Source organism: Mycobacterium innocens (assembly GCF_900566055.1).
Classification (GTDB): domain Bacteria; phylum Actinomycetota; class Actinomycetes; order Mycobacteriales; family Mycobacteriaceae; genus Mycobacterium; species Mycobacterium innocens.
In genome coordinates, this window is sequence record NZ_UPHQ01000022.1 from 1 (window position 1) to 18,506 (window position 18,506).

The window sequence follows — 18,506 nt, forward strand, 5'->3', positions numbered from 1 at the left end:
CATGTTCGCCCACTGGGCGTGGATGACCGAGTTCTAAACGGACTAGATGAGAAGAGCGGAGTGATGGGAGACTGTCACGCTCCGTTCTGTGGGAGCCCCGGGGTGAGACCCCCCGGGGCCACCCGGCGGGCTAGTCCGGGCTAGTCGGACCGAACCGGCAGCTTGATGCCGGTGCCGGGGTCGGCCGGTTCGCGGCTGGGGTAGAAGGTCGACTTGGGGATGCCCGACCCGGGAACGCCCGGAGCGCCGGTGACCGGATCACGGACGGTGGTGTTGCGCACACCCGAATCGTTGCTGCCCGAGTTGTTGTAGAAACCGGTGTGCCCACTGCCCGCGGTTCGCAGTCCGGCATTCGCCGGTGAGCCGGCGCCGGTATTGGCGCCGCCGCTGTTCGCGCCCCCGGGGTCAGCTCCAGCTGGAGGGGTGATCGGCGTCGCCGCCGGTGGTGTGGCCGGGGCCGGGTTGAGCGCGTTTGCCAGACCCGGGTGCACGCCGCCCGTCGAACCGAGAGCGGAGCTGAGAAGGCTCGAGCTCAAGGTTGCCGTGCCACCGGTTGCGTAGCTCGCGGAGTTGGCCAAGCCGGCGTCCAGGCCGGCCGTGCCCGGCACGTTGTTGTGCATCATTGATTGCCACAGGCCGGCGCTCATGGCGTCGTTGCCGAAGCCGGTGTTGATGTTTCCCGAGTTCCCAAACCCGTTATTGAGGAAGCCCGAGTTGCCGATTCCCAGGTTTCCGTTGCCGGAGTTGAAAAAGCCGACGTTGCCGGTGCCGGAGTTGCCGAAGCCGATGTTGCCGCTACCGGAATTGAAGCCGCCGAAACCGACCTGGCTATTGCCGGTCAGCCCAAACCCGACGTCACGATTGCCGGTATTGGCGAAGCCGAGGTTGCTATTGCCCAGGTTGCCCATGCCGACGTTGTTGTTGCCGGTGTTGCCGCTACCGATGTTGCTGCTGCCGGTGTTGCCGATACCCAGGTTGCCGCGGCCGGTGTTGCCGATACCGATGTTGCCGCTGCCGGTGTTGCCGAAGCCGAGGTTGATCGCGCCGTTCTTGCCGATGTCGATGCCGAGATTGCGCAACACCTGTTGCCAGGGCGCCAATAGTGAGGCGGCCGAGGAGGCGTCGGCGTGGTATGCCGCCATCGCCGCCACGTCCATCGCCCACATCTGCTCATAGGCGCCCTCGATGTCCATGATGGCCGGGGTGTTGAACCCCAACCAGTTCGTGGCCGCCAGCACCTGCATCAGGCCACGGTTGGCCGCGACCACCGCGGGCTGCACCGTGGCCGCCAGTGCCCCCTCGAAGGCCGTCGCCGTGGCCGCGGCCTGAGCCGCGACTTGCTCGGCCTGGGTTGCGGCCGCGGTGAGCCACGCCATGTATTGGGTCGCGACGGCCATCATCGCCGCCGCCGACGGACCCAGCCAAGAGCCGTTGGTCAGCTCGGCGACCACCGAGCTGAACGACGACACCGACGACGCCAATTCCTCGGCCAAGCCGCTCCAGGCCCCGGCCGCGGCAAGGAGCGGTCCCGCGCCGGGACCGGCGAACATCAGGGCCGAATTGATCTCTGGCGGCAACCACGCGAAATGCGGGTTTGTCACTAGCCCAAACTACCCGCCCGAGCCCCTCGACGTGGCCATATCGGCGCAGCAAAACTGCCATATTCCATACCGGTGCACAGGAACCCCCAAAGTGCTCAGGCGGGGTCCGGAGGGGACCGACGTCCGCGGATCAGCTTGCCGGGTCGGGCGGCGGTGGGCACCCCGTTCTCGGCGATCACCTCGCCCGAGACGACGGTCGCGACGTAGCCCTCGGCGGTCTGGTCCAGGCGCCGCCCGCCAGCGGGCAGGTCGTATCTGATGACCGGCTTGTGCAGCCGCAGCACGCCGTGGTCGATGGCATTGAGGTCGGCCTTGTAGCCGACGGCGATGCGTCCGCGGTCGGCCAGCCCGGCCACCCGGGCCGGAACAGAGGTGAGTTGGCGGACGGCCTCGGCCACCGTGAACCGTCCGGACGCCCGGTCGCGCGCCCAGTGCGCCAAGAAGTACGTCGAGTAGCTGGCGTCGCAGATCATGCCGTAGTGGGCGCCGCCGTCGCCGAGACCGAGCACCACGTCGTCGCGGTGCAGCAGTTTGCCGACGGTGTCCAGCGAGTTGTTCTCCAGGTTGCTCGTGGCGACCAGCAGCATGGCGTGACCGTCGTCGTCGAGCAGCCGGTCGTAGGCCTCCTCCATCGGGTTCACCCCCCGGGCCCGGGCGCGGGCCCCGATGCTGCCCGACGGGTCCGGCTCGTAATCGGGGCTGTCGCCCAGCGGGAAGATCCAGTCCCAGGCCTGGGCCACATACAGGATCGGATGGCCGGGACCGGGTTTGTCGGCCAGGATGCGGGCGCGCACCTCGGGCTTGCGCATCTCGGCGACCCGCTGCGCGAGCGGCAGATGCGCGATCTCCCGGTAGCTCGGGTACAGCACGAACGGGTTGGCGGACAGCTGCAGCCCGATGATCAGCCCGATCGGGCGGGGCAGCAGTTGTGCGGTGACGTCTCCCCCCGCAGTGTTAGCCTTCTCGATCATCGTGATGGCGTCCGGCCAGGTCGGATCGCCGGTGTTGGCGACCACCAGCGTGAAGGTGACCGGCAGCCGTAAGTCCTCGGCGACGTCGAACACCATCTGCAGAACCGGCTGATAGCCGCCGGCCGGAATGTCGGGCACGAACTGCAGCAGCCCGCCGCCGCCGTCGACCACACCCCTGGCGATCTCCTCGATCTCCTCCCGCGCGGCGTCGTAGCTGGGGATCGGCGAGCCACTCTCGGTCTTGTGGATGGTCAGCCGCGACGACGCGAACCCCAGCGCGCCGGCCTCGATCGCCTCCTTGGCCAGGGCCCGCATCGCGGCCAGGTCTTGCGGGGTGGCCGGTTCGCGGTCGGCGCCGCGCTGCCCCATCACGTAAACCCGCAACGGAGAATGCGGCAGGTAGACGGCCACATCGATATCACGCCTGCCCGCCTCGAGCGCATTCAGGTAGTCGGGAAACGTTTCCCAGGTCCACGGCAGGCCGTCGGTCATGACCACGCCGGGAATGTCCTCCACGCCGGCCATCACGTCGACGAGCACGTCGTGGTCCTGCTGGCGGCAGGGCGCGAAGCCGACCCCGCAGTTGCCCATCACCACCGTGGTCACCCCATGCGCCGACGACGGTGTCAGCCGGTCGGACCAGATGGCCTGGCCGTCGTAGTGGGTATGCAGGTCCACGAAACCTGGAGTGACCAGCAGACCGGTCGCGTCGATCTCCCGCTTGGCGGTTTCGCCGTTGACAACACCAACGCCCTTGATGACGCCGTCTTGCACCGCGACGTCGCCGACATACGGTTCGCCGCCCAACCCGTCGACGATGATGCCGTTGCGGATGAGCAAGTCGTAGGTCATCTAATTAATCTACGACCGCGGCGGCGGGTGGTGCCAGAATCCTGCGCCGCCCGTAAAGTCGCGGGTATGGCCAGCACCCCTGCCAACAATGCCCCGGCCCAGGAGCTGCTGCGTGACGCGTTCACCCGCCTGATCGAACACGCCGACGACCTCACCGACGGCCTCACCGACGACGTCGCCGCCTACCGGCCGACCCCGAGCGCCAACAGCATCGCCTGGTTGCTCTGGCACAGTGCCCGCGTCCAGGACATCCAGCTGGCCCACATCGCCGGCGTGGAGCAGGTGTGGACGCGCGACGGCTGGGTCGACCGGTTCGGCCTTGACCTACCGCGCGACGACACCGGCTACGGGCACAGCTCCGCCGAGGTGGCCAAGGTGCGCGCACCGGCGGGCCTGCTGTCCGGTTACTACCACGCGGTGCACCGGCTCACCCTCGAGTACATCGCCGGCGTGACCGCAGCCGAGCTGTCGCGCATCGTGGACAGCAACTGGGACCCGCCGGTGACCGCCAGCATGCGCTTGGTCAGCATCATCGACGACTGCGCGCAACATCTCGGCCAGGCCGCCTACCTACGTGGGATCGTGCCGCAGGCGCAATAGCCGCCCAGTAGGTTTCAAGGCGTGCGATTCGTTGCGACGGTGGTGTTCTGGCTGGCCACTACGGTCGCGCTGGCAGTAGCGGTGCCGGCGGCGTGGGCGCAGATCACGATCATCGATGAGGACGGCTACGCCGAGCTGGCCCGGACCGCCGCGGCCGATCCCGCTCTGCAGTCCGCCATGGCGGCCGAACTCACCACCCGCGCAACCGCGCTCATCGCCGAGCGCGGGGGGCCGAGCTACCCGAGCTATCCGGTCGACAGCTCGACCGTGCACGATGCCGCGGCCGCTTTCACCGCCGGCCCGGCGTTTCCGCCGCTGTTCGCCCAGGCGAACCGGGTCGCGCACCGCTGGTTGTTCGGCGAGCCGCGGTCCGGCCGCACCGGTGACCAATGGGTGGTCGATCTGGCCCCGATGCTGAACGACAGCGCGCTGCAGCAGGTATTGAGCGGCTACCACGTCACGGTGCCGGCGACGCTGGAGGTTCCGCTGACTGTGTCGATGCCTCAGTTGATGCGTCAGGGACAGCTGCGACGTCTGGCGGTGTGGGGTCCGTGGGTCAGTATCGGCGCCGCAGCCTCGAGTGCCGGCTGCGCGTTGCTGATGCTGGCCACCGCGCGCCGCCGAGGCAAGGCGCTGACCGGCCTCGGCGTGTCGGCGTTGCTCGTCGGCGCCGCCGGCTGGGCGGGTATCGAGATCGGCAGTCGGCATGTCAACGACGCGCTCAATCGGACCACTGGCGATATCCGGCGGGTGGCCGACGTCATGGTCGCTACGGCGGAGCGCAGCCTGCACCTGTGGCTGAACCTGACGCTTGCCGCCGGTGCGGCACTGGTGATGCTGGGCGTGCTGGCCGCGGTGCTGGGAAGCCTGTGGAAGTAGCCGGAATTCATCGAGATTGCCGTGATGGTCGTGCTTCACACCGCGATCGCAGCCGTGGGGGCAATGTCGGTGAACCCCGGCTCACCCGTCTCAACGCAGCGGCAGCTCGGCCAAGATCGCGCCGGTCGGCTGCGTAGAACCGGTGCCGGGTTCGACGGTGAACGCCAGCGCGGTCGAGTTCCCGAGGTTGGTCAACGTGGCCTTCGTCGACGGCGCCACCGCCGCCGGGCCCATGGTCCCCGCCGAGGTGGGGCCGTTGGCGCCCAGCAGCCACATCTGATAGACCGTGCCCGGGGATGGTGGCGGCACGTTGTTCATCACCAGCACGCCGGCATTGCGGTCGTGGGAGAACATCACCGTGGCGGTCCCGTTGCCCAACGGGCGGGAGACCGTTCGCACGTCCGGTGCGCCCAGGACCTGCTCGGCGACCGTGGGCGGCGCCGGGGGCCGCAGCACTGTCCCCAGGCCGAACGCGCCCAGTCCCACCACGATAGCGGCTGCGGACGCGAAAGCGGCCGTACGCCAACGTGACTGGTGGCGGCCGGTGGTTGGCTTGACGCTGTCCAGGACCGCCGTGCGCAGACGTTCCGGCGGTTCGGTGGCCGTCGTCGCCGACACTATCGCCATCGTCTCGCGAACCGCGCGAACTTCTTCGTTGAAGGCGGCCGTCACCGCCGAGGGTGCAGCGGCGACCATTCGTTCGATGTCGACTCGCTCCTCGTCCGACATCGCATGCAGGGCATACGGGATCGCCAGCTCCAACAGTCCGAAATCGGTCGGCTCGGTCATGACATACCCAGGCAGTTCCGCAGACCGCGCAGCGCGTCACGCATGCGCGATTTGATCGTCGACAGGTTGGTGGCCAGCCGGTGCGACACCTCGGCGTACGTCAGGCCGCCGTAGTAGGCCAGTTCGATGCACTCCCGCTGCGCGTCGGTCAACCCGCCCAGGCATGCGGCGACCCGGCGCCGTTCGTCACCGGCGATCGCGGAGTCGGCGACGACGTCGCTCGCCGGGTCGATATTGGCCACGCCGTAGCGTGATTCTCGCTGGCTGCCGGCTTGCTCGGCTCGTACCCGGTCGATGGCGCGCCGGTGTGCCATGGTCAGCAACCAGGCCAGCGGCGAGCCTTTGACGGCGTCGTACTCCGACGCCGTGCGCCACACCTCGAGATAGATCTCCTGGGTGGTTTCCTCGCTGTAGCCCGGGTCCCGCAACACCCGCGCCACCAGTCCGTACACCCGGGTTTTGGTGTGGTCGTAGAACGTTGCGAACGCGTTGCGGTCGCCCCGCGCGATCTGGTGCAACAGGGCGCTGAGGTCGCTGCTCAGCCGTGGCGGTCCCGTCATCGACGGTAGCCTATCGTCAGGCAGCACCGAAATCGCCAAACCGGTCATAACTGACGCGCCGATCGCGGTGACCGCGGCACGAAATACGCTGTACGACGCTGGTATTCGGCGAAACCGGGACGGCCTTTCATGTACTTCTCGGTCAGCCGGGCCCCGCTCACGTCGACCAGGAAGTAGGTCATCAACAACGGCGAGACCACCGTGAGCAGCGGCACCCAGCCGGTAATGGTGATCAGCCACAACCCCCACCAGACGCAGGCGTCACCGAAGTAATTGGGATGGCGCGTCCAAGCCCACAGGCCGCGATCCATGATGGCCCCGCGATTGGCCGGGTCGGATTTGAAGACCCGCAACTGGCGGTCACCGAGCGCTTCGAAGACGACCCCGACCAGCCACACCGCCACGCCCACACCGGTGACCGCCAGCAATGGCTTGGGTGTGGGCCCGGTGACCGCCGACAGCTGCAGCGGGAAGGAGATGAACAGCGTCAGGAAGGCCTGCAGTCCGAAGACCTTGCGCACCACCTGACCTGTGGTGGCACCGCGCAGCAGATCGGCGTAGCGGCGATCCTCACCCTTGCCGGCGGTCTTGCGGTACATGTGCCAGCTCAGCCGCAGACCCCACACCGTCACCAGCGCCAGCAGCAGCCACCGCCGGGCCGGGTCCCCCGTGCCGAGTACGGTCGCCACGGCTGCTACTGCGATGAACCCCAGCCCCCACGCGACGTCGACGACGTTGTAACGGCCGAGCCACCGGCCGATCAGGAAGGTCGTCGAATGCACGACGGCCAGCGCCACCGCCGAGGCGCCCGATACCAGGAAGATGTCGGCCTCGTTCACCGGTCGTCCTTGCGCTCGAACGTCCACTGGACGACATCCAGGTACCCGGACCGGAATCCCGCCTCGGAGTAGGCCAGGTAGAACTCCCACATCCGGGCGAACACCTCGTCGAAACCCAAGTGCGCCAGCCGGCCTCGTCGCTCGACGAACCGCTCCCGCCACAGCCGCAGGGTCTCGGCGTAGTGCGGTCGCAGCGAGGCGGTGTCGACCGTGCGCAGGCTGGTGTGGCGCTCGGTGATCGCCGCGATGGCCTCCGTGGACGGCAACAGCCCGCCGGGGAAGATGTATTTCTGGATCCAGGTGCGGGTGTTGCGGGTGGCCAGCATCCGGTCGTGGGGCATGGTGATCGCCTGGATCGCCACTCGGCCGCCTGGGCGCACCAGCTGGTCCAGCGTCGCGAAATACGTTGGCCAGGAGCGGTATCCGACGGCCTCGATCATCTCGACCGAGAGTATCGCGTCATAAGGGTCCTGCCCCGACTGGGCGTCGCGGTAGTCGCACAAGTCGATCTGCACCCGATGGGACAGGCCCGCGGCGGCGACCCGCTGCCGCGCCAGCCGCTGCTGCTCCACCGATAACGTGACCGACCGCACCCGGGCCCCGCGGGCGGCCGCTCGGATGCACAGCTCGCCCCAGCCGGTGCCGATCTCGAGCACCCGGCTGCCCGGCCTGACACCGGCCAGGTCGAGCAGCCGATCGATCTTGCGCCGTTGGGCGGCAGCCAAATCGGGCCACGAGGCGGGAAGATCGTGGAACAGCGCGGACGAATATGTCATGGTCTCGTCGAGGAACTCAGCGAACAGGTCGTTCGACAGATCATAGTGCTCGGCGACATTGCGACGGGCCTGATCGCGGCTGGGACCGCGCCGCGTCGGCTCGAACGCCGGCGCCAGCGGACGCAGCCACTGCAGCGGGCCCGGCACCAGGTCGGCCACCGACTCGGCCAGGACCGTCAGCACCCTGGTGAGGTCCTCCGACGACCAGTCACCGGCCAGGTAGGACTCGCCGAACCCGATCAGGCCGTGCCGCCCGATCCGTCGTGCCAGCGCCTGCGGGCGGTGAACCGTCAGCGTCGCCGATGTGGCGTCGCCGGCGCCGATCGCGGTGCCGTCCGGGTAGACCAGTCGCAGCGGCAGCCGGGCGACCGCGCGGCGCAACAGCCGGTCGGCGATGGCCGCCGACATCGCGGCGACCGGTCCGGACGGCACCGCGGCGACAGCCGGCCAGCGCTCGGAATCGATTGTGACCGAAGGTGTTCCGATCGTTTCGATGCTCATCGCGGTACCACTGGAACTCGACGTAACCACAACTTGATCCCCTGTATCCGGATACGGGCGGCCACCACCAACGGGGCCAACGGTGAAATGCATTGCAGGAGCGCGACTTGTCTCGCCGTCGCGGGTCGTCGCGTCCCGCGAAGGTTCGCGTTGAATACCGGGAACGCCTGCTGGTTGTCACGATGTAGTGCCACCGTGACGTCGACCTCGCGGCCGGGCCGTGGGGCCCGCACCACGTAGTATCCGTCGACATCGTTGAACGGCGAGACGTAGAACTTCTTGGCCGTCACCACGGGCAGCTCGGCCGGCGGCAGCAAATACGCGTGCCGTTCTCCATAGGTGTTGTGCACTTCGGCCACCACATGGCGCACCCGGCCGTCACGGTCGTGACACCAATAGACGCTCAACGGGTTGAAGACATGCCCGAGCACGCGGGCCTGCAGCAGTGCGGTGATCCGGCCGTCGGGAACAGCGACGCCGCGATCGTCGAAGAACGCGTCCAATCGGTCGCGCAGTGAACCCTGCGGCGTCCCGGTGAAATGGTCGTCGGCGCGAAATCGGGCGAACGGCCGCAGCCACCAGGGCAGCCGGGGCAGGTCGTCGACGTCGACATACCAGCTGTAGCTTCGGTATTCGAACGAGTGGTGCACCGGGGCGCGCCGCGAGTGCGTGATGGTGGTGCGGTAGATCGCCGGAGTCAGCACGGCACCACCACCTCCGTTCGGGTTGCGGCCGGCCAGTCCGCGCCGAGCCTCCGGGCCGCGCGCAGCCCGGAGGCGGCGCCGTCCTCGTGGAACCCCCAGCCGTGGTAGGCCCCGGCGAACACCACCCGATCGTCATCGAGGGTGGGCAATAAACGTTGGGCCGCAACCGATTCCGGTGTGTACAGCGGATGGCTGTAGGTCATCTCGGCAACCACCGACCCGGGGTCCACCCGGTCATGGCCGCCGAGGGTGACCAGGAACCGGCGGTTGTCGTCGATGCGCATCAGCCTGCTGACGTCGTAGCTGACCACCACATGGTCGGTGCCCGGTGTCACCAGGTAGTTCCACGACGCGCGGGCGCCGGGGTGGCGGGGCAGCACCGACTCGTCGGTGTGCAGCTGGGCCCGGTTTGTCGAGTACGCGATGGCGCCAAGTACGTGGCGCTCCCAGGCGGTCGGCTGGTCGAGTAGCAGCAGCGCCTGGTCGGGATGGACGGCGACGACGGCCGCGTCGAACTCTCGCGGGGCATCGTGACCGGCTCGGATCACCACGCCGGCGGCTACTCGGCGCAGCGAATGCACCGGTGCGCCCATTGACACCTCGGACAGACGTGAGGCGATGGCCTGGACGTAGGTGGCCGAACCCCCGGTGACGGTGCGCCAGGTGGGCGAACCGAACACCGACAACATCTGGTGATGGTCGAGGAAGACGAACAGATACCTGGCCGGGTAGCGCAACGCATCTGCGCTCGCGCACGACCACACCGCGGCCACCAGGGGAGTGATGAAGTAGTCCACGAAAAACGACGAGAAGCGGTGCCGCTTGAGGAACGCGTCCAATGTCTCTGGTTCGTCGCCTGCTTCCGCGCGCAGCAGTCGGGAGGCGGCGCGGTGGAAGCGCAGGATCTCGGCGAGCATCAACAGGTAGCGGGGTCGCAGCGCCTGCCGGCACCCGAACAGTCCCCGAACTCCCAGAGCCCCGGCATATTCGAGGCCGATGTCGTCGGCGCGCACCGACATCGACATGTCCGACTCCTGGGTCGCCACACCCAGGTCGTCGAACAGTCGGCACAGCGTCGGGTAGGTGCGGTCGTTGTGAACCAGGAACGCGGAGTCGACGGCTACCGGACCGCCATTACTCGTCCCGTCGTCACGATCGACGTAGTGGGTGTGGGCGTGTCCGCCGAGCCGGGTGTCGGCCTCGTACAAGGTGACTCGGTCACGTCCGGACAGCAGGTAGGCGGCGGTGAGGCCGGCGACGCCGCTGCCGATGACCGCTATCGAGCGTCCCGCGGGATGTCTTTGCTGCACATCAGGTATTCGGAACCGCCGGCAGCTCGGATGGGAGTGGGAGCTAACCGACCCTAATGTTCGCCGCTCATCGCCATCAGCCGGTCCGTTTGCGGCTCCTCCCCGGGACCCCTTGGTGCCGAACGGATTCGGGCCGGCCGCGAACGCACCTTCATCGGCCACCAGAACCAGCGGCCCAGCAGCGCGGCGATGGAGGGCGTCATGAACGAACGCACGATCAGGGTGTCGAACAGCAGACCCAGGCCGATGGTGGTGCCCACCTGGCCGATCACCCGCAGATCGCTGACGGCCATGGAGGCCATAGTGAACGCGAACACCAGCCCGGCGTTGGTCACGACCTTGCCGGTGCCGCCCATCGCGCGAATGATGCCGGTGTTGAGCCCTGCGCTGATTTCCTCTTTGAACCGGGAAACCAGCAGCAGGTTGTAGTCAGATCCCACGGCCAGCAGAACGATGACGGACATGGCGAGCACCATGTAGTGCAACTCGATGCTGAGTATGTGCTGCCACAACAGCACCGACAGCCCGAATGAGGCACCTAGCGAAAGCGCGACCGTGCCCACGATCACCGCCGCCGCAACAAAGGCGCGGGTCAAGATCAGCATGATGATGAAAATCAGGCACAGCGAGGCAATCCCGGCGATGAGGAGGTCCCATTTGGCCCCGTCGGCGATGTCGTAGAAGACGGCCGCCGTACCGGCCAGATAGATCTTGGCGTCCTCCAGCGGGGTTCCCTTGAGCGACTCTTCGGCCGCGGTGCGTATCGCATTGACGCTCGCGATTCCCTCGGGCGATTGCGGATCTCCCCGGTGCAAAATGATGAAGCGGGCGGCGTGCCCGTCGGGTGATAGGAACGACTTCATGGCGCGCTGGAAGTCCTTGTTCTTGAAGACCTCTGGCGGCAGGTAGAACGAGTCGTCGTTCTTGGCGGCATCGAACGCCTTGCCCATGGCGTTCGAGTTTTCGCTCATCTCGTTCATCTGGTCATAGAAGCCGGCCATGGTGCTGTGCATGGTCAGCATCATGATCCGCATGCTCTCCATGCTGTCGATCATCGGCGGGAACGTCGCGAGCATCTGCGGCATCAGCCGGTCAATATTCTTGGTATCGGCCACCAGATCGCTGAGTTTCTCGTCAACCTGGTCGAGCCCGTCCAGCGCGTCGAATATCGACCTGAAGGACCAGCAGATGGGGATGTCGTAACAGTGCTTCTCCCAGTAGAAGTAGCTACGGATCGGGCGCCAGAAATCATCGAAGTCCGCGATATGGTCGCGCAGCTCGTTGGTGATCTGCTGCATCTGTTCGGTGTCGCCGACGATGCGGTGGGTGTTCTCGGCGAGCTGCGACATCAGGCTGTACATCTGCTTCATGATCGTGATGGTCTTGGCCATCTCGTCAGCCTGCTTGAGCATGTCGTCGATCCGGTCACGCTGGTACTTCAGGGTCTGCACCTGACCGGCGTTTTGCATGCTGATCAGAAACGGGATCGACGTGTGGTCCATCGCCGTTCCGTCGGGCCTGGTGATCGCCTGCACCCGGGATATTCCGGGAACCCGGAAGATTCCCTTGGCCAGCTTGTCCAGCACCAGAAAGTCCGCGGGATTTCGCATGTCGTGATCGGACTCGATCATCAACACGTCGGGCTTCATCCGGGCCTGCGAGAAATGGCGCTCGGCAGCGGCGAACCCTTGGTTGGCGGGGATGAAGTTGGGCAGGTAGGAGCGGTCGTTGTAGTTGGTCCGGTATCCGGGCAGCGCGAGCAGACCGACCAGGGCAACGGCGCACGTGGCGGCGAGAACGGGCAGCGGCCACCGCACCACCACCGTGCCGACCCGGCGCCAGCCACGAACCTTGAGCAGCCGCTTCGGGTCGAACAGCCCGAATCGGCTGCCGACGGTCAGCACCGCGGGCCCCAGGGTCAGCGCCGCGAACACCGCGGCCAGCATCCCGACCGCACACGGGATGCCGAGGGTTTCGAAATAGGGCATCCGGGCGAACTTGAGGCAGAACGTGGCGCCCGCGATCGTCAGGCCGGAGCCCAGGATGACGTGGGCGGTGCCGCGATACATCGTGTAGAAGGCGGTTTCCCGGTCTTCCCCGGCCTGGCGCGCCTCCTGGTAGCGCCCGAAGATGAATATCCCGTAGTCGGTGCCGGCGGCAATTGCCAGTGAGGTCAGCAGGCTGACCGCAAAGGTGGACAGTCCGATGGCCCCACTGTGTCCGAGCAGCGCTACCACTCCCCGGGCCGCGGTCAATTCCACCCCGACCGTCAGCAACAGCATGATGACGGTGATCGGCGAGCGGTACACCAGCAGCAGCATGATGAAGATCACGGCGACGGTGGTGATGGTGATCTTAATCATCGACGTGTCGCCACTGTGGTGCATGTCCGCGACCATCGCCGCCGCGCCGGTGACATACGTCGTCACCCCTGGCGGCACCGGCGTGTCCGCGACGATCTTGCGCACCGCTTCGACGGACTCATTGGCCAGCGGCTCGCCTTGGTTGCCGGCGAGATTCAACTGGACGTAGGTGGCTTTGCCGTCGTTGCTTTGCGCCCCGGCCGCCGTGAGCGGATCTCCCCAGAAGTCCTGGACGCTCTGGACATGCCTGGTATCGGCTCGCAGTTTGCGGACGAGAACGTCGTAATACTTGTGGGCCTCCTCGCCGAGTGGCTGCTTGCCCTCCAGGACGATCATGGCGACGCTGTCGGTGTTGCCTTCGTTGAACGCCTGCCCGATGTGCTTCATGGCCTGGTACGACGGCGCTTCCTTGGGGCTCAGCGAAACCGAACGCTCTTGCCCGACTACTTCCAGCGACGGGACGAAAACGCTGAGCGCAACGCAGATCGCGAGCCAGCCGAGGATGATCGGCACCGCAAACGCGTGGATGATCCGCGCGATCAATGGCTTTTCGGCATGGGCGCCGGTGTCGGGGTCGTTCGCGTACTTGATCGTCACGCCGACTTCACCAGGCAGTAGGTGTAGGCATTGACCTCGTGCGAAACCTTCTCCGCCTTGACCACGCCGTCCACGGTGATCCGGCAACCGATGCTGTCGCTATCACCTTGGGCCACAAGGTTTCCCATCACTGCCGCCAAGTTCGTGGTGAAGCGCAACGACCACGGTAGCACCGCATTATCGACCCGTTGCGGGTCGGAATTGACATCGAAATAGCTGATATCGGCGACCGTTCCGGGCGGGCCGAAGACTTCATAGGTGATCTGTTTGGGGTTGAACGGTTTGCTGTCGAGGTTGCTGTCGGAATAGGACTCGCGTTTCTCCGATGCGAAGAAGCCGCGAATCCGGTGCACGGTGAACCCCCCGGCGATGAGCACCGCCAGGATTACCAGCGCGATCCATGTCCGCGACAGCACCTTGAAGATCTCAAGTCCCTTTCGCCGGTTGGTATTTGCTACGGGCGAACCATACCCGTCCCTTCGAAGTCCTTCCGAGCTTTCAACGACCGGGCACCGCGACGCACCCGATCAGCGACGCCGGTGGCCGCGACGCACCCGATCAGCGACGCCGGTGGCCGCGACGCACCCGATCAGCGACGCCGGTGGCCGCGACGAGCTACTCGTCGCGGATCACCTTGAATCACCTCGAGCCCGCCATTACTGTGCCTAGCCTTGCCTAAGTAAACCATTGCGGTGCGGGGCGCGGCTCCCCTCCCCGCACGTCGGCAGTGTAACGCATATCACGTGCGTAACGGCACCGTACCCGGGTCGCCTTACTGCTCGCAAATCACATGATGTGCGTTATCCTCTGCCAGTGGCGCAACTGACGTTCCGGCGCGCCCGCACCGAGGAGAACAAACGCCGGCGTGCCGCGGCGTTGATGGAAGCGGCGCGTTCGCTGGCATCCGAAACCGGTGTGGCGTCGGTGACCTTGACCGCCGTCGCCAACCGCGCCGGCATTCACTACTCGGCGGTGCGCCGCTATTTCACCTCCCACAAGGAGGTCCTGCTCCACCTCGCTGCCGAGGGCTGGATGCGGTGGTCGAAGACGGTATGCGAGAGCTTGAGCGAGCCCGGCCCCATGTCGCATTCCCGGGTGGCCGCGGCCCTCGCCGACGGCCTGGCCGCCGATCCGCTGTTCTGTGACCTGCTGGCCAACCTTCACCTGCACCTCGAACACGAGGTGGACGTCGACCGGGTGGTCGAGGTAAAGCGCACCAGCACCGCCGCGGTGATCGCGCTCGCGGACGCGATCGAGAATGCGCTACCGGCGCTCGGACGTTCCGGGGCCTTCGACATTCTGCTGGCTGCTTACTCGTTGGCGGCCACGCTGTGGCAGATCGCCAATCCGCCGGAGCGGCTCACCGACGCCTACGCCGAGGAGCCTGACGTCCTGCCGCCCGAGTGGAACCTGGACTTCGCCTCCGCCCTGACCCGGCTACTCACCGCGACCTGTTTCGGCCTCACCGCCGGATATTCCTGAGCCACCGACGATGGAGAGTTTCGTGAGCAGATCACAACCGGTTGGGACCGTCGCGAGGGTGAGGTTCTGCGGCCCGCCACGGGTACGTTTAAGCTACTTAGCGCAACAAACCATCTGGGTGGGGTGGCCACGAACGCCGGCCGTTGCCAGCCGCCTCGGGTTTGCTCCCGGGATCCGTTCGACAAAGCCGGCGCGCGCGTTGGCCGAAGCGCTCGGACCCACGGTCCCGGCCCCGGCGAGCGGAAGGTGATCGGTGGCAAAGATTTCGGTCACCAACGTGCTGAAGCGAGTGTGGATCCCCCTCGTCATCGTTGCCGTGGTCGCGGTTGCGGGTTTCAGCGTCCACCGCCTCCGCAGCTTTTTCGGCTATCAGGACAAGGGACCGATCACCAGCGGCATTGCCGACGACATCAAGCCGTTCAACCCCAAGCACGTGGTCTACGAGGTGTTCGGTCCCCCCGGGACCATTGCCAACATCAACTATTTGGACGTCAATGCGCAGCCCCAGCGGGTCAGTAACGTCCCGCTGCCCTGGACGCTTTCCGTCACCACCACGCTGGCTTCGGTGAGCGTCAACGTGGTGGCGCAGGGCAACACCGACCAGATCGGTTGCCGCATCATCGTCAACGGCGAAGTCAAGGACGAAAGGTCCGAGAACGAAGTGAACGCCCAAACCTTCTGCCTGGTGAAATCGGCATGAGCGAGATCCAGGCGACCGCCGAGAACAGTCCCGCGGACCAAACCCGAAGCGGGGCCGGGAAACGGCCCTCGGTTGCCCGGATAATTCACCGCCTTGCGGTGCCGATCGTGCTGCTCTGGATCGGACTCGTCGTCGTTCTGAGCATTTTCGTACCGTCGCTGGAACAGGTGGGCAAAGACCACACCGTGTCGTTGAGCCCCAGCGATGCGGAGTCGATGGTCGCGATGAAGCGCGTCGGCAAAGTCTTTCACGAATTCAATACCGACAGCTCGATAATGATCGTGCTGGAAGGCGACAAGCCGCTCGACGATGCCGCCCACCACTATTACGACGAACTGATCCGCAGGCTTTCCGCCGACACCAAACACGTTCAGCACATCCAGGATTTCTGGGGCGATCCGCTGACGGCCGCCGGTTCGCAGAGCCCTGACGGCAAGGCGGCCTACGTCCAGCTGAACCTGGCCGGTAACCAGGGTGAGTCTCTGGCCAACGAGTCGGTTGCAGCGGTGCGCGAGATCGTCGACAGCGTTCCGGCCCCGCGAGGTGTCAAGGCATATGTCACCGGCGCAGCCGCGCTCACCGCCGATCAGTCCACGTCCGGCGACAAAGGCGTCAAGAAAGTCACGATGATCACCTTTCTGGTGATTATCGTGATGCTGCTTTTCGTCTATCGATCCATTGTCCAGACGCTGCTGGTCCTGGTGATGGTCGGAATCGAGTTGATGGCGGCCCGGCAGGTCGTTGCTTTCCTGGGGCATTACAACGTCATCGGGCTTTCCACCTTCGCGGTTAATCTGCTGGTGCTGATGGCGATCGCAGCCGGCACCGATTATGCGATATTCGTGCTCGGCCGATATCAAGAGGCACGCGGTCTCGGTGAGGACCGGGAAAAGGCGTTCTACACGATGTTCCACGGAACCGCGCATGTCGTCCTCGGCTCCGGCCTGACGATCGCCGGTGCGATGTATTGCCTCAGCTTCACCCGGCTTCCCTATTTCCAAACCCTGGGCGCCCCGTGCGCAATAGGAATGCTGGTAGCGGTGCTGGCCGCACTCACCCTGGGGCCGGCCGTGCTGGTCGTCGGCAGTTACTTCAAGATCTTCGACCCCAAGCGCAAGATGCGGACCCGCGGCTGGCGACGGGTAGGTACCGCGATCGTCCGCTGGCCCGGTCCGATCCTGGCCGTGTCCATCGCGATCGCCCTGATCGGACTGCTCGCGCTGCCGGGGTACAAGACGAATTACGACAGTAAGAAATATCTGCCGCCGTGGACCCCCGCCAATGTGGGTTACGCAGCTGCCGACCGGCATTTCTCCCAGGCGAGGATGAACCCGGAGCTGCTCTTGGTGGAGACCGATCACGATATGCGCAATTCGGCCGACATGCTGGTCATCGACCGGATAGCCAAAGCGGTCTTTCATGTGCCCGGTATCGGGCGGGTGCAGGCGATCACCCGGCCGTTGGGCAGGCCGATCGAGCACACCTCGATTCCGTTCCAGATCAGCATGCAAAGCACCGTCCAGGTCGAGAACATGCAGTACATGAAGCAGCGGATGGCCGACATGCTGACGCAGGCGGACGCGATGCAGCAGTCGATCGACACCATGCAGCACATGTACGACATCATGGCCCAGACGGTGAAAGTCACCCACAACATGGACACGCTGACCCATGAAATGGTTGAGATCACCAACCAATTGCGGGACCACATTGCCGATTTCGACGATTTCTGGCGGCCGATTCGCAGCTACTTCTATTGGGAACGACACTGCTACGACATTCCGATCTGCTGGTCGCTCCGGTCGATATTCGATGCGCTGGACGGTCTTGACCAGATCGACGAGAAGCTGGCGGAACTCTCCGGCAACTTGGACCAATTGGACGTGTTGATGCCGCAGATGCTTGCTCAGCTGCCGCCGCAGATCGCGACCATGAAGACGATGAAGACGATGATGCTGACCATGCACAGCTCGATGTCGTCGCTGTATGACCAAATGGACGAGATGACCAAGAATTCGACGGCGATGGGGCAGGCTTTCGACGCGTCGCGGAATGACGACTCTTTCTATATTCCGCCGGAGGTTTTCGACAACCCCAACTTCAAGCGGGGTCTGAAGATGTTCCTGTCGCCGGACGGGCACGCGGTCCGGTTCATCATCTCCCACGAAGGCGATCCGGCTACCCCCGAAGGCATCTCGCACGTCGAGCCGATCTTGAAGGCGGCCAAGGAGGCCGTCAAGGGGACTCCGCTCGAGGGCGCCAAGATCTATCTCGGCGGAACCGCCGCGGTCTTCAAGGATATGCGCGACGGTTCCAAATGGGATCTCATGATCGCCGGAATTGCCGCCGCCAGTTTGATTTTCATCATCATGCTGATCATTACCCGAAGTGTGGTGGCGGCGTTCACCATTGTCGGCACGGTGCTGTTGTCGTTGGGTGCCTCGTTCGGGCTTTCCGTTCTGGTCTGGCAGGACATTCTCGGTTTCGAATTGCACTGGATGGTGCTGGCGATGTCGGTCATCCTGCTGTTGGCCGTCGGATCGGACTACAACCTGCTGCTGGTATCGCGCTTCAAGGAAGAAATCGGCGCCGGAATAAAGACCGGGATCATTCGGTCGATGGCCGGCACCGGCGCCGTCGTGACGTCTGCGGGCCTGGTCTTCGCGGCCACTATGGCCTCGTTCATCTTCAGCGATTTGAAGGTGATCGGGCAGGTCGGTACCACGATCGCGCTGGGTCTGTTGTTCGACACGCTGATCGTGCGGTCGTTCATGATGCCGTCCGTGGCGGCGCTGATGGGCCGCTGGTTCTGGTGGCCGCAGCGAGTGCGCACCCGGCCGGCCAGTCAGCTACTTCGGCCTTACGGCCCGCGCCCGTTGGTTCGTGCCTTGTTGCTGCCCCGCGATGGTAAGTCCGTCGACCCATCCGGAAGCGCGGACACCGATCGATTCCCGGTGAGCACCCCGCACTACTGACCCCGTA

At 65.6% G+C, this 18,506-nt stretch carries 15 protein-coding genes; 5 read left to right on the top strand and 10 right to left on the bottom strand.

The genetic code is table 11. The features are described 5' to 3' along the window. Positions 1 to 140: 140 nt before the first annotated feature. Together EET03_RS02420 and EET03_RS02425 are read right to left on the bottom strand one after the other, a co-directional pair. Positions 141 to 1,601 (bottom strand): PPE family protein, encoded by a 1,461-nt coding sequence (locus EET03_RS02420; protein WP_099193929.1) that lies wholly within the window; start codon positions 1,599 to 1,601, stop codon positions 141 to 143. A 95-nt stretch (positions 1,602 to 1,696) separates the two neighbouring features. Beyond that, positions 1,697 to 3,424 (bottom strand): N-acyl-D-amino-acid deacylase family protein, encoded by a 1,728-nt coding sequence (locus EET03_RS02425; RefSeq protein WP_075544470.1) that lies wholly within the window; start codon positions 3,422 to 3,424, stop codon positions 1,697 to 1,699. A 66-nt stretch (positions 3,425 to 3,490) separates the two neighbouring features. Between EET03_RS02425 and EET03_RS02430 the strand changes: the two genes are divergently transcribed. Further along, on the top strand, positions 3,491 to 4,024 hold the full coding sequence (locus EET03_RS02430) for a mycothiol transferase (RefSeq protein ID WP_075544469.1): 534 nt from the start codon (positions 3,491 to 3,493) through the stop codon (positions 4,022 to 4,024). Between the two features lie 21 nt (positions 4,025 to 4,045). Further along, positions 4,046 to 4,903, top strand: a complete 858-nt coding sequence (locus EET03_RS02435; RefSeq protein ID WP_075544468.1) for a hypothetical protein — start codon at positions 4,046 to 4,048, stop codon at positions 4,901 to 4,903. Positions 4,904 to 4,993: 90 nt separating this feature from the next. Here EET03_RS02435 and EET03_RS02440 read toward each other — a convergent pair whose 3' ends face one another. The 8 genes from EET03_RS02440 to EET03_RS02475 are packed head-to-tail and all read right to left on the bottom strand — an operon-like array spanning position 4,994 to position 13,758. Continuing rightward, on the bottom strand, positions 4,994 to 5,692 hold the full coding sequence (locus EET03_RS02440) for an anti-sigma factor (RefSeq protein WP_075544467.1): 699 nt from the start codon (positions 5,690 to 5,692) through the stop codon (positions 4,994 to 4,996). After that, on the bottom strand, positions 5,689 to 6,252 hold the full coding sequence (locus EET03_RS02445; protein ID WP_075544474.1) for a sigma-70 family RNA polymerase sigma factor: 564 nt from the start codon (positions 6,250 to 6,252) through the stop codon (positions 5,689 to 5,691). Before EET03_RS02445 ends, EET03_RS02440 begins: the two co-directional genes overlap by 4 nt. A gap of 44 nt (positions 6,253 to 6,296) precedes the next feature. Continuing rightward, entirely contained in the window at positions 6,297 to 7,070 is a 774-nt protein-coding gene (locus EET03_RS02450) for a DUF1295 domain-containing protein (protein WP_075544473.1), read from the bottom strand. Between the two features lie 17 nt (positions 7,071 to 7,087). Continuing rightward, positions 7,088 to 8,368 (bottom strand): class I SAM-dependent methyltransferase, encoded by a 1,281-nt coding sequence (locus EET03_RS02455; RefSeq protein ID WP_075544466.1) that lies wholly within the window; start codon positions 8,366 to 8,368, stop codon positions 7,088 to 7,090. Continuing rightward, a complete protein-coding gene (locus tag EET03_RS02460; RefSeq protein ID WP_075544465.1) occupies positions 8,365 to 9,072 on the bottom strand; it encodes a DUF1365 domain-containing protein in 708 nt (235 codons plus the stop codon). The genes EET03_RS02455 and EET03_RS02460 overlap by 4 nt, the downstream gene beginning before the upstream one ends. Next, positions 9,066 to 10,382 (bottom strand): NAD(P)/FAD-dependent oxidoreductase, encoded by a 1,317-nt coding sequence (locus EET03_RS02465; RefSeq protein ID WP_075544464.1) that lies wholly within the window; start codon positions 10,380 to 10,382, stop codon positions 9,066 to 9,068. The genes EET03_RS02460 and EET03_RS02465 overlap by 7 nt, the downstream gene beginning before the upstream one ends. A gap of 53 nt (positions 10,383 to 10,435) precedes the next feature. Beyond that, the gene (locus tag EET03_RS02470; protein ID WP_075544463.1) at positions 10,436 to 13,342 is read right to left on the bottom strand and encodes an MMPL/RND family transporter; all 2,907 of its coding nucleotides are present in this window, start codon (positions 13,340 to 13,342) and stop codon (positions 10,436 to 10,438) included. Next, positions 13,339 to 13,758 (bottom strand): MmpS family transport accessory protein, encoded by a 420-nt coding sequence (locus tag EET03_RS02475; RefSeq protein WP_075544462.1) that lies wholly within the window; start codon positions 13,756 to 13,758, stop codon positions 13,339 to 13,341. Before EET03_RS02475 ends, EET03_RS02470 begins: the two co-directional genes overlap by 4 nt. A 379-nt stretch (positions 13,759 to 14,137) precedes the next feature. Here EET03_RS02475 and EET03_RS02480 point away from each other — a divergent pair, with 379 nt between their 5' ends. From EET03_RS02480 to EET03_RS02490, 3 genes are all read left to right on the top strand, one after another. Further along, the gene (locus tag EET03_RS02480) at positions 14,138 to 14,824 is read left to right on the top strand and encodes a TetR/AcrR family transcriptional regulator (protein WP_063472023.1); all 687 of its coding nucleotides are present in this window, start codon (positions 14,138 to 14,140) and stop codon (positions 14,822 to 14,824) included. 277 nt (positions 14,825 to 15,101) lie between these two features. Further along, positions 15,102 to 15,524, top strand: a complete 423-nt coding sequence (locus EET03_RS02485; RefSeq protein WP_063472118.1) for an MmpS family transport accessory protein — start codon at positions 15,102 to 15,104, stop codon at positions 15,522 to 15,524. Continuing rightward, positions 15,521 to 18,499 carry an MMPL/RND family transporter gene (locus tag EET03_RS02490; RefSeq protein ID WP_082274842.1) on the top strand — a complete coding sequence of 993 codons (2,979 nt, stop codon included), beginning with the start codon at positions 15,521 to 15,523 and terminating at the stop codon, positions 18,497 to 18,499. The genes EET03_RS02485 and EET03_RS02490 overlap by 4 nt, the downstream gene beginning before the upstream one ends. The last annotated feature ends 7 nt before the right edge of the window (positions 18,500 to 18,506 follow it).